Origin of the sequence: Candidatus Nitrosocosmicus sp. FF01, from assembly GCF_047711275.1 — an archaeon.
In the GTDB taxonomy this organism is placed as follows: Archaea; Thermoproteota; Nitrososphaeria; order Nitrososphaerales; family Nitrososphaeraceae; genus Nitrosocosmicus.
Map to the genome: position 1 here is coordinate 329,781 of NZ_JBLNIG010000003.1, position 11,648 is coordinate 341,428.

The 11,648-nt window shown below is 37.8% G+C and carries 12 protein-coding genes and 1 pseudogene; 11 read left to right on the forward strand and 2 right to left on the reverse strand.

The window, feature by feature from the left end; genetic code table 11:
• Positions 1-15: 15 nt before the first annotated feature.
• On the reverse strand, positions 16-702 hold the full coding sequence (tpiA, locus tag ACMT7R_RS11780; protein WP_415312133.1) for a triose-phosphate isomerase: 687 nt from the start codon (positions 700-702) through the stop codon (positions 16-18).
• A gap of 15 nt (positions 703-717) precedes the next feature.
• On the reverse strand, positions 718-1,800 hold the full coding sequence (locus ACMT7R_RS11785) for a fructose-1,6-bisphosphatase (protein ID WP_415312135.1): 1,083 nt from the start codon (positions 1,798-1,800) through the stop codon (positions 718-720).
• A gap of 225 nt (positions 1,801-2,025) precedes the next feature.
• Between ACMT7R_RS11785 and ACMT7R_RS11790 the strand changes: the two genes are divergently transcribed.
• The 11 genes and pseudogenes from ACMT7R_RS11790 to ACMT7R_RS11840 all read left to right on the forward strand — a co-directional run bounded on the left by ACMT7R_RS11790 (position 2,026) and on the right by ACMT7R_RS11840 (position 11,593).
• Entirely contained in the window at positions 2,026-2,283 is a 258-nt protein-coding gene (locus ACMT7R_RS11790; protein WP_134485267.1) for a hypothetical protein, read from the forward strand.
• Between the two features lie 119 nt (positions 2,284-2,402).
• Positions 2,403-3,590, forward strand: coding sequence for an argininosuccinate synthase (locus ACMT7R_RS11795; protein WP_415312136.1), 1,188 nt, complete (start codon positions 2,403-2,405; stop codon positions 3,588-3,590).
• Positions 3,591-3,592: 2 nt separating this feature from the next.
• A complete protein-coding gene (lysX, locus tag ACMT7R_RS11800; RefSeq protein WP_415312137.1) occupies positions 3,593-4,465 on the forward strand; it encodes a lysine biosynthesis protein LysX in 873 nt (290 codons plus the stop codon).
• A gap of 128 nt (positions 4,466-4,593) precedes the next feature.
• On the forward strand, positions 4,594-5,646 hold the full coding sequence (argC, locus tag ACMT7R_RS11805; protein WP_415312139.1) for an N-acetyl-gamma-glutamyl-phosphate reductase: 1,053 nt from the start codon (positions 4,594-4,596) through the stop codon (positions 5,644-5,646).
• Positions 5,643-6,439 (forward strand): annotated as a pseudogene (locus ACMT7R_RS11810) ([LysW]-aminoadipate/[LysW]-glutamate kinase). The gene argC and the pseudogene ACMT7R_RS11810 overlap by 4 nt, the downstream one beginning before the upstream one ends.
• Complete coding sequence (locus tag ACMT7R_RS11815) at positions 6,439-7,635, forward strand: aspartate aminotransferase family protein (protein ID WP_415312204.1); 1,197 nt, start codon at positions 6,439-6,441, stop codon at positions 7,633-7,635. The pseudogene ACMT7R_RS11810 and the gene ACMT7R_RS11815 overlap by 1 nt, the downstream one beginning before the upstream one ends.
• Positions 7,628-8,065 (forward strand): AsnC family transcriptional regulator, encoded by a 438-nt coding sequence (locus tag ACMT7R_RS11820; protein WP_415312141.1) that lies wholly within the window; start codon positions 7,628-7,630, stop codon positions 8,063-8,065. The genes ACMT7R_RS11815 and ACMT7R_RS11820 overlap by 8 nt, the downstream gene beginning before the upstream one ends.
• 129 nt (positions 8,066-8,194) lie before the next feature.
• A complete protein-coding gene (locus ACMT7R_RS11825; protein ID WP_415312143.1) occupies positions 8,195-9,421 on the forward strand; it encodes a LeuA family protein in 1,227 nt (408 codons plus the stop codon).
• A complete protein-coding gene (gene lysW/argW, locus ACMT7R_RS11830) occupies positions 9,408-9,581 on the forward strand; it encodes an alpha-aminoadipate/glutamate carrier protein LysW (protein ID WP_144730454.1) in 174 nt (57 codons plus the stop codon). Before ACMT7R_RS11825 ends, lysW/argW begins: the two co-directional genes overlap by 14 nt.
• Entirely contained in the window at positions 9,569-10,450 is an 882-nt protein-coding gene (gene lysX, locus ACMT7R_RS11835) for a lysine biosynthesis protein LysX (protein WP_415312146.1), read from the forward strand. Before lysW/argW ends, lysX (ACMT7R_RS11835) begins: the two co-directional genes overlap by 13 nt.
• Positions 10,451-10,459: 9 nt before the next feature.
• Entirely contained in the window at positions 10,460-11,593 is a 1,134-nt protein-coding gene (locus tag ACMT7R_RS11840) for a M20/M25/M40 family metallo-hydrolase (protein ID WP_415312148.1), read from the forward strand.
• The last annotated feature ends 55 nt before the right edge of the window (positions 11,594-11,648 follow it).

Consider the following 11,648-nt stretch of genomic DNA (forward strand, 5'->3'; position numbering starts at 1 on the left):
TACCGATTTAAGGACTTATTTAGGATCTTTGAATTGTACTGCTAGTTCATATATCTTTTCATACCATTTATCTGATTTTACAATGCTACTAGCTGCAAGTATCCCTGAAGATCCTAAATCTAATGCAATCCGTACGTCCTCCGGTGCATTAATTCCGGCTCCACAAATCAACTTTGTTCTAAGAGCACTGGATTGTAAATACTGGAATGATTCGCTTATCAGCTTGGGCTTTTCTGTTGATATAGATCTTTTAGTACCGATCAATTCGGGGGGTTCAATGGCAACGTAATCTGGTTCCAATTTGCTTATTTCTTTTAATTCAACAAAGTTTTTTGCACAAACTATAGAAACAAGGTCTAAAGACCTCATTCGTTTTAATATGTCTGCGATCATGGTTAATTCAACTGGATGTTCGCTATGGTTAATTATTGAACCAATTGCTCCGGCATCTCTTACCATTTCGGGTATCGAAAAACCTGTACTGGCTCCTATTTGATTAGCATCTACATGTTGAGCTACAACTTCAAGCGTCGTACTTTTAGATACCCAACCAAGAAGTACTTGTGGAGGTGATACTATTATTCTAACTCCCAGATCATGACTGACCTTCTCAGCTTCCCTTGTAAGAAGAAGGGCTTTTTCACCCGAAATCTCCAAATAATTTTTTAAATTGATTATGAATGGCCCTTTATTCACAAACATCTGATTTGTTCCTGATCATTTGAATTTCTCATTTAGTTTAGACATTCGTGCCTCATATCCTTTATTGTATTCTAATTCATCTGGAACTAGTGTGGCTGGGTGAATAAATCCTTGGACCCTGAGAACCATAGCTCGTTCAGAAGCCAATCTTCTTTGATGATCCCAGTCAGCAGTTCCAAACCCATCGTGAGGACCAGTGAGCTTTCCATTATGCATGCTGAACAGCAGACAAGATACTATTGGGATTGAGTAATTCAAACTGGCCGGTGAATTCAACATGACTGGCATAAAAGGCATGTGATGACTACCTCTCGTATTTCCTGCAACTATATGGGGATCGTTAAATGCACTTCCAGCCTCCTCCGTTGCTGGAAAATTCTTTTGGGTTCTTACTATTGCAATTGGATCGTCTTTACCTACATAGGTTCCCGCTATATTATGGAGTCTATCAGTAGAACAAGATACAATCTGTTCACCTTGGTGAGATAAAACGGAATGTACTACATATCTTCCTGGGTACATTAGAGCTGCTTCTAATTCAGCCTTCTCATTCCATAATTTTAAATCAGCTATCTTGCCAGTCATCACATCCATTATCCTAAAAATAACACCACGTGCCAATTCTTCATTAATAATTAAACCTGTATTGCTTCTAGCATCTACGAACATTCTCCAGAAAGGAAAATTATAGGCTCCTGGCTCAGTCTTATCGGCAGCAAAAATACAAAAAACCTCACTAGGTCTTTCATCCATCTCTATCTCGGCGACGCCCGGTCCCATTCCCTTCACGTTTCCTGAAAATGAATCTTTAAGTAAATCTTGACCTGCGCCGTATAATCCCTGCTCTTTAGCAATCTTGGTCCCTTCAGTAAAGGCATCCCATGCAAGCTTGTGAATCTGTTTATTGTCTATTCCTAAGGTATGGGTCATTATGATGTGAATGTCGTCACCTGTGTATCCAATGTAACTGTCAATCAAAATCCCTTTTCCATTCTGGTTCACAAAATCTCTTACTGTTTGCACCAGTTTATCGCTCGGTCGCGTGTGTCCCCCAATTCCTCCTATATCTGCCTTAATTGCTGAAACAGTGATCTTCATATGTTTTTTGGCTTCCTAGAGGCTTAAAAATTTTTGTTTCATAATCTATTTAACAGATTTTACATCTGTATAAACACAAAAATTCTTGTCTACTGGAATTTTCTGTAAATCTTTGTAGAATTCTTTGTTACCCTTTCATACAATGTGTCAATATTCTTTAAACAATATCGATATTTGTTGCCATAAAAAGTAACTAATAAATAGCCTTAGTTCATCTTTACTATCATGCGTGACGCAAATTTAATCAAAATAATGATTGAAGAAAGAGCATTAGTAAAATTGATAAAGACAATCGGTGAGAAAGAATATTCTACAAGAGACCTTTTGAAGAAATTGGGCGCTTATGGGTATGGTCATAAATTGCTTATTAAAGCTGAAGACAAGGGACTAGTAGAGAGAAGTAACGTAAAGAACAAGACCTATAATAAGTTGACAAAAGAAGGAAAGAAAATCATAAGACTGGCAAAGGAAATCGGAGTTTAGACAACCTAAATAAATTTTTTTTTGCTAATTATTAACTGTTTTAACTTCAAATTCATTATCATCACAAATTTTTGATTCACAAGAATTAAATTATTAATTATCACTATCGACGCGTATTAATGAATAAGGTAGTCCTTGCTTTTTCGGGTGGTCTGGATACATCCGTATGTGTAAAATATCTTCAATCCTTGCACAATCTTGATGTTATTACCCTTACAGTTGATGTAGGACAGAATGATGATTTTAAGGACATTAATAAAGTTTCAGCTGACCTTGGGGCTGTTGAGCATGTTTATGTAGATGCGAAACAAGAATTTCTTAATGATTATGTTACTCCTGCTATACAAGCGAATGCATTATATCAACAAAAATATCCATTAGCAACCGCGATTGCTAGACCACTAATTGCGAAGAAAGCTGTTGAAGTTGCAAGGGAACATAATGCAAATGCTATCTCTCATGGTTGTACGGGCAAAGGGAACGATCAGGTAAGGTTTGATATCGCAATCCGTTCCCTCAATCCTAATTTGAATATTATTGCTCCTATAAGGGATATGAACCTGACTAGAGATAAAGAATTAGAATATGCAAATGAAAATAACATCAAGATATCAGCGGTTGCAAAAAAGTACAGCATTGACGAAAACCTTTGGGGAAGAGCAATAGAAGGTGGTAGCTTAGAAAATTTGGAGAACGAACCACCAGATGATGCTTTTAAATTTGTAAAACAGAATAATACTTCTGCCGGGTATGTTTCTATTGGTTTTGAGAGAGGAGTGCCCATATCCATTGATGGAACAAGGATGGAACTTGGTCTACTTGTCAAAAAACTTAATGATGTTGCGGGTGCATTTGGAGTAGGAATAATTGATCATATAGAGGACCGAGTTGTGGGGATAAAATCCCGAGAAGTATATGAGGCCCCTGCTGCCTTGGTTTTGGTAGAAGCTCACAAAGATCTGGAAAAATTAGTCCTGACCCACAATGAACTTCGTTTCAAATTCAGTGTTGACGATCAATGGGCCTGGTTGGCTTATTCTGGATTATGGTTGGACCCACTCTTGACTGATTTAAATGCGTTTATTGCAAAGACACAAGAACGGGTTACTGGGGAGATAAAGATTAAAATGCATAATGGCTCCTATCGTGTGGTGGGGAGAAAATCAACGTTTTCACTATACGACAATGACGCCATTACGTACATGTCAAACTCTAATTTTGACCAGAGATTGGCATCAGGCTTTGTGACTCTTTGGGGACTTCAATCTTCCGCAGCTAACAAAATGATTTCTAAAAACAAGGCATAAAAATGGTCAAATTAGACATTTTGTTTGATAAGTTGCGCTTTGAGGAAAAAGCATTATACAATACTGCCATCAAAAAAGGACTTGACGTTCAACTAATAGACTCTCGAAATATCATTATGGATACTGATTATCTAGAATTACGTCATCGAGAGTTTGCGGATGTTCTGTTACAAAGAAGTATTAGCCACTTTCGGGGTCAGTTTTTGACATATTGTTTAGAATTATGTGGTTATAATGTAATTAATGATTCGAAAATAGGAGAAGTATGTGGTAACAAACTTTTAACTTCTATGATACTTAAGAAAAATAACATTCCGACACCTAAATCATATTTTTCATTTAATTCTGATTCTGCATTCAAATTTATAGAATCTTTGAATTTTGAAAAGAATCCTGTAGTATTCAAACCAGTAATTGGTTCATGGGGGCGTGGAGTGTTTCCTGTTAGAAATAGGGAAACTGGAAAAATAATAATCGAAATGAGACAGGAAAGTACTAGTCCCTTTTCAAATATCTTTTACTTTCAGGAGCTGATTCATAGGCCTCCAAGAGATATTCGTTGCATTGTTGTGGGAGATAAATTAGTAGCAGCTGTATATCGTTATTCTTCTGAGGATGAATGGCGAACAAACGTTGCTAAAGGGGGAAAGGCAGCGAATCTCGAGATAACAAAGGAATTAGAAGACTTGGCTTTAAAAGCTGCTAATGTGGTAGGAACGGGAATTTTGGGAATAGATATGATGGAGGATGAAGAAAGAGGGTTATTAGTACACGAGATTAATAACACTGTGGAATTCAGGGGAGCTAGCTTGGCGACTGGAATTGACATTGCTGATATGATTGTTGAATATGCAAAAAGCCATACCACAACTTAAAATATTCCTAAAATAAAAAAAAAATTTAAATGAGTATTGTCAAACGATTTATTATTAATGAAATTATTTGTCGCTAAATACTTTTTATTTGTAGGGAAGATAAATACAGACAAGTTGGAGTATTCTAAATGAAAGTTGGTGTAATAGGGGCTTCTGGTTTCGTCGGCGGAGAATTGCTGCGATTGTTAGTTACTCATCCAAAGGTAGAGGTATCAATGGTTACTTCGCGACAAAAGGCCGGCGAATATGTCCACCGAATTCATCCTAGTTTAAAGAGTTTCATTAACCTTACATTCTCAGATCTCGATATAGACAAGTTAACAGATAGTTGTGATATAGTTTTTGTATCCGTGCCTCACGGTAAATCTAATAAAATAGTCAATGACTTGTATAAAAGAGGTATAAAGATAATAGATCTTTCTGCTGATTTTAGGTTAAAAAATCCTGAAGATTACGTAAAGTGGTATGGCTGGGAACATCCATATCCTGATATGCTTTCAAAATCTGTATACGGTGTCCCTGAGTTTCATCGTGAGGAAATTAAGAATGCACAGCTGGTCGCTTGCCCTGGTTGTATGGCAGTTACTTCCCTCTTAGCTTTGAAACCTTTAATCGAAAATGATGTTCTTGATACCGATCATATAGTCGTAGACAGCAAGATAGGCTCATCAGGTGCAGGGGGACAGGCTGGATCAGCTACTCATCATGCCATGCGATATGGTGTTATACGTCCTTATAAGCCTGCTAAACATCGTCACACGGGAGAAATTGAACAAGAATTAAACTTGTTAGGAAACAAAAAAATACATGTTAGCATGACCCCGCACGCAGTTAATATGGTTCGTGGCATTCTCACAACCAATCATGCTTTCTTGAAAAAGAAACTTAACGAACTGGAACTGTGGAAGTTATATCGAAATGCTTACGGCAATGAAATATTTGTTAGGCTTATCAGGGACAAGAATGGAATATATAAATTTCCAGACCCAAAATTTGTAATTGCATCTAACTTTTGTGACGTGGGTTTTGATTTAGACGAGGATAATAACAGAATCGTAGCGATGTCTGCATCAGACAACTTAATGAAAGGGGCGGCTGGGTCTGCTATTCAAAACCTTAATGTGATGGCTGGATTTGATGAAATGACTGGCTTAAGATTTACTCCTGTAACACCAGTATGATTGTAATAAAAATAGGAGGTAGTATTGTAGAGGGTTTAAACCCTTCTATTCTTGATGATTTTCAAGAATTAGTAAAGAATAATAGAATAGCTATCGTTCACGGTGGAGGTAAAGATGTAACAGAGATTGCAAACAAAATGGGTAAGGAACAAAAGTTTATCGTTTCTCCAGATGGCAAACGAAGTAGATATACTGACAAGGAAACGGCAATGATTTATACTATGGTAATGTCGGGAAAAATTAGTAAGAATATTACAGCAATGCTGGAAAGTCGAGGAATTATGTCGGTTGGCATAACCGGTATTGATGGTGAAATGATTCGAGCGGAAAGAAAAAGGAAACTACTTATCCTAAATGAGAAGGGAAGAAAAATGATTATAGAAGGTGGTTTTACTGGCAAAGTTTCAAATGTCAATCCCCATTTAGCTAATACCCTACTCGACAACGGTTACATCCCCATCATCTCCCCTATCGCTCTAAGTGAGGAATATGAATTCTTAAACATTGATGGAGACAGGGCTGCTGCAAACGTAGCCGGCGCGCTAAATGCAGAGGTTGTAATTTTCATCACCAATGTAAATGGATTACTAATGGGTGATAGATTGGTTACAAAGCTGACGATTGACGAAGCAAAAACTTTACTCCCAAAGATTGGTCCAGGTATGGAAAAAAAGTACTTGCATGTACCGAGGCATTATCCATGGGAGTGAAAAAAGCTATAATAGCCTCCGGTTCCGTACAGAATCCTATAAAGATGGCTTTGGAAAATAAAAATTGTACAGTGATATCATGATGCAGAGTTTAGAATCTGAAGAGTCTTATGTAGGTAATCTATATCAAAGATTTCCAGTAAGTATCATAAAAGGAAAAGGATGCAAAGTTTGGGATACCAATGGACGCGAGTACCTTGACTGCATGGGTGGTTACGGGGTGGCTCTTGTGGGTCATTGCAATGACCGCGTTGTCCAAGCTATAACAGAACAATGCCATGAGCTGATTACTTGTCACATGTCTGTTTACAACGAAGTTCGTTTGCGTTTCCTAAAGAAATTCAATAGCATTGCGCCAAAAAACTTGCAAAGCACTTTTTTTACTAATAGTGGAACCGAGGCGGTTGAAGCCGCTCTAAAATTTTCAAGAAAGTTTACAGGTAAAAGTGGAATCATAGCGCTAAATGGTGGTTATCATGGGAAAACTTTTGGATCATTATCTGTTACTTATAATGAAAAATATCGCAAGTCATTTTTACCTTTACTCGAAGGTGTAAAATTTATTTCCTACTCTGAAGTTGAATCGATTTCTGAAATTGTTACCCGATCTGAAAGTAATATTGGAACTATTATCGTAGAACCAATTCAAGGAGAAACTGGGATAATTATGCCTCCTCCGAATTTTTTGAAATCTATTCGAGAAATATGCACTGCCAAAGGTCTTGTCCTTATATTCGACGAAATTCAATCTGGTCTAGGGCGTACCGGAAAAATGTGGGCAGGGCAACACTGGGATGTTGAACCAGACATAATGTGTTTAGCCAAAGGAGTCGCAGGGGGTGTCCCAATGGGATTAGCAACCATGAGGCCAGAGATACTAAATTCCTTAAAAATTGGGGAACATTCGTCTACATTTGCTGGTAACCCATTGGCTTGTGCCGCTGGATCTGCAGCAATTGATGCTTTAGTTGAGGATGGTTTGGTCACAAATTCAGAAAAAGTTGGCAAAATCTTTAAAGACGGGTTAATTAAATTAAAAGAGAATCATAAGATTATTCGTGATGTTCGTGGCTTGGGAATGATGTTAGGAGTAGAAATGAGATTTGATGTTAAAGATATCCTCCTTGATGGTATTAACCACGGCATTCTTCTGCTTTACTCTGGCAGAAACATTTTAAGATTATTGCCACCTTTAGTTATGAACGAAGAAGAAGTGAACAAGTCATTGCAATTGATCGAGATTCTTATTCAAAAAGAGGAGAAGAGGCGATTTGGTTGAAACTAATTTGAACAATATTGACTCAAAGATTATAAGTATTCTAAAAAATGATTCTAGAAAGCCTTTTGTTGAAATTGCTACTTTGATAGGAATGTCTGAATCAGCCGTACGCCGCAGGGTTAAGAACTTACAAGAGTCTGGAGTTATCACTAAGTTTACTGTTGAGATGGGACCATCCAATAAAACTAGTGCCATCACGCTGATTTCTGTAAGTTCGATAGCAGATACCTCTGCTGTCTCTAGTCAACTGTTAAAACTAGCTGGTGTCGAGACAGTGTATGAAATTACAGGTCAATATGATATTGCTACTGTTATATCTGCACCTACTATTCTTGAAATAAATTCTTATATTGATGAAATAAGAAAAATTGATGGGGTATCTGATACCAATACTGTAATCATTTTAAGAACACTTGGAAATTCCAAGTAATGTATTTCATAGATTGGATGATTTAGATAGTTTACTTGAGTTAGTGGTAACTCATGCCAAGTTGAGACAGGTTTCTTTTTTAGCGAAAACATACCTTAAATATCCGATTATAGTAAGATTATACAGAGAATGTCACTAAAAACAGATGACCCTAACTATTTTGCGCATCAATACAATGATTCAGATAGGGATAGAAAAAAAATTAGGATATTGGACTCGACTCTAAGGGAAGGCGAGCAGCATCCGGGAGTTTCATTTTCAAACAAACAGCGAATCCAGATCGCTTGGATGTTAGATTCGTTTGGGGTTGATCAGATAGAAATAAGCCCTATTGTTTCAGAGGATCATCATGAAGCCACCAAGGTCATCATGAAACAGGGATTGACCGCCGATATTGTAGCTCATGTAAGAGCGATAAGGTCTGACGTAGATCGGGCATTAGATTGTGACACAGAATGGGTCGCTACATATATGGGGATATCTGATATCCACTTAGTAGCCAAACTTCGAATTTCCAGGGAGGAAGCGAAAATACGAGCGCTGGAGGTTGTTGATTATATAAAATCTCATGGCCTCAAATCACGATTTACTATGGAGGATGCGAGCAGAACAGATCCCGAGTTTCTATTAGATATGTGCAAAGAAATGAACCAAAAGGGTATTGAAAGAATCAGTATTCCAGACACAGTTGGAATCATGAGGCCACGTGGAATGTATAATTTAGTCAAACTTGTATACGATCATATTGATACATCGAAAACGGCACTTGATGTCCACTGTCATAATGATGTTGGTCTTGCCCTTTCTAATGCACTGGCTGGTTGTGATGCGGGTGCAGACCAGATACATACCACTATTGATGGGTTAGGAGAAAGAACAGGAATTCCAACGTTGGCAGAGACGGCCGTTGCTCTTAATTTGATATACAAATCAAACAATAATTTTCGATTACATATGTTAAAAGACCTATCGCGAACCATATCTGATTATACAAATATTCCAATTCATGAATCCAAGCCGTTGGTAGGTGATAGTTCATATAAACACAAGGCAGGTACTCATCTTGCTGCGATATTGAGAAATCCATCAGCCTACGAAATTATAGAACCCAAACTGGTAGGAAACAGGCGCAAGATAGTGTTTGGAGAGTTGTCGGGAAAAAATGGATCTGCATATTTACTATCTTTATTGGGGTTGGACTCGACTAAAGAGAATTCGGAATCTCTAGCTAGAGGGCTAAAGGAATTGCGTATGGGTGACATTTTGGAATTGTTTTTGGACGAAAAATTAGAGAGAAAAATACTTAACGAGGAATATGTGAAAAATAACAAGGATCAAGAAAATGGCAAAAGTTAATTGTAAGGAATGTGACGCAGAGATTCCCATTCCAGCCGACTCAATGCAAGGCGAAATCGTCACTTGTCCGGATTGTGGGGAAAGTTTTGAACTGGTTAAATCCGGAGACGAATTCAGCATTAAACCAGCCCAAGTAGTTGGAGAAGATTGGGGACAGTAAATATAGGGAAAGATACTTCTTCTCTCTATATCCTTTTTGATAATATCCGTTGGGAGGAGAAATCTATAATTGAAAAGGCTAAGGAAATTGGACGAGAATTAAAAGCTATTGATTGCAAGGATCTTGTTTTATTTCTTAATGATAGTTCAAACGAATTTGAGGATAAAATTATTTTGCAAAGGTCTGTAAGTTATTTTAGAAGCTTGCATTCTACTGGTGGTTTAGAAGGATTGGGAGCGAGGATGATAAACTCTTTGTACACCGCATTCATGTGTGGAAACAAACTCATATCTCATATAGAACTACACAAGAATGGAATTCTTACACCGAAAGCGATCTGTGCGTTTACTCCTGAATCCTCATTGAGGGGATTAGATAAGTTAGGTTACCCTGCAGTAATTAAACCAACGGTAGGGAGTTGGGGTAGATTAATAGGATTGATCAATGATAAGGAGGGGGCAAAGACAGTTTTGGAGGATAGAGAGCATATGTTCCCTATATATCATATAAGTTACTTTGAGGAGTTTGTAAAACGTCCACCAAGAGATATTCGGGCCATCGTCATAGGAGAGGAAGTTGTCGCTGCAATTTACAGATATTCTGGGGATAATGAATGGAAAACCAATATGGCTTTGGGTGGACATGCTTTACCATGTCCAATTACAAAGGATATCGAAGATATCTGTATCAGATCTGCGAAGATTTTTAAGGGTGATATAGTCGGAGTGGATCTTATGGAAAGTGAAAAATACGGCCTCGTAGTTCATGAGGTGAACAACACTACAGAATTCAAGAACACTGTAAAGGTAACTGGTGTAGACATTCCAAAATTAATAATCAACCATATGGAAAATTTACTAAAAAAATAACTGTAAAAGATGGTCTCACCAAACTTTGCCATTGAACTTTTAAAAAGCACTCTGGATATCTATACGCCTTCAAGATCCGAATCTCAACTTGCAAACTACTTGAAGGATATTTGCATGGACCTTGGTTTTGAACAGGCGAACATCGATAGCGTTGGAAATATGGTAGCAATCAGAGGGAATGGCGATCCAATTATTCTCTTGTGTGGTCATATGGATACTGTTCCCGGGATTGTTCCAGTGAGACACGAGGGTGATTACATGTATGGGCGCGGCGCCTCAGATGCTAAAGCCCCCTTAGTTTCGATGCTATTGGCTGCAGCAGACATACCTAAACAAGCTGGTACAATAGTTTTTGCTGCAGTAGTAGACGAGGAGGGAAATGCCACGGGTATCAAAAATCTAGTTAAAGATGCTACATTAAAACCACATTATGCCATTTTTGGAGAACCAAGTGGTATTGAAAATATTACTATATCTTATAAAGGTCGTCTTGAAATCCGTCTGTTGTGTGATGTAGACAATAGTGCGCATGCAAGTGCACCATGGCTGGCACTAAATGCGATCGACGAGGCCTACAAAGTATGGAATGCTCTGAAAAAAGTGTTTGAAGAAAATGACATGGAAAATTCGACCAACAAAGCTGATCTTGTAAGCTATAGCCTCACTGAAATAAGCGGTGGATCTAGCCACAATGTTACCCCTCAGAAGTGTAGAATGACTATAGACATTCGCATTCCTAATAGAAAAACATGCGATAACGTATTGGAAGTAATCGATACTCGCATCTCAGAAATTCAGGGTAAATTGAATGGTGTGAGAATCAAATATCGTGTAGAAGATAAGACTGAGCCCTTTGAAGCTAATATTTCCTCCCCTCTTGTCAGAGCTTTGGTATTGTCAGTTTTAGATCATAGAAAGAAAAGACCATTATTGTTAAAGAAAACGGGAACAGGAGACATGAATATTTTGGGAAACGTACTTAATATTCCCGTGGTAACATATGGACCGGGAGATCCACATTCCTCTCATACGATTGATGAAAGGGTGTTCATTCCAGACTATTTGGCAGGTATTGAAGTATATAAGAATGCCTTACTTCACATGGTACGACTTCACAAGAATCTCCAATCTAAAGTCACGTAAACAGGTCAACTTCCTGGGTTGATTGCAAGCATGCTATACACTCAAATAATTAATA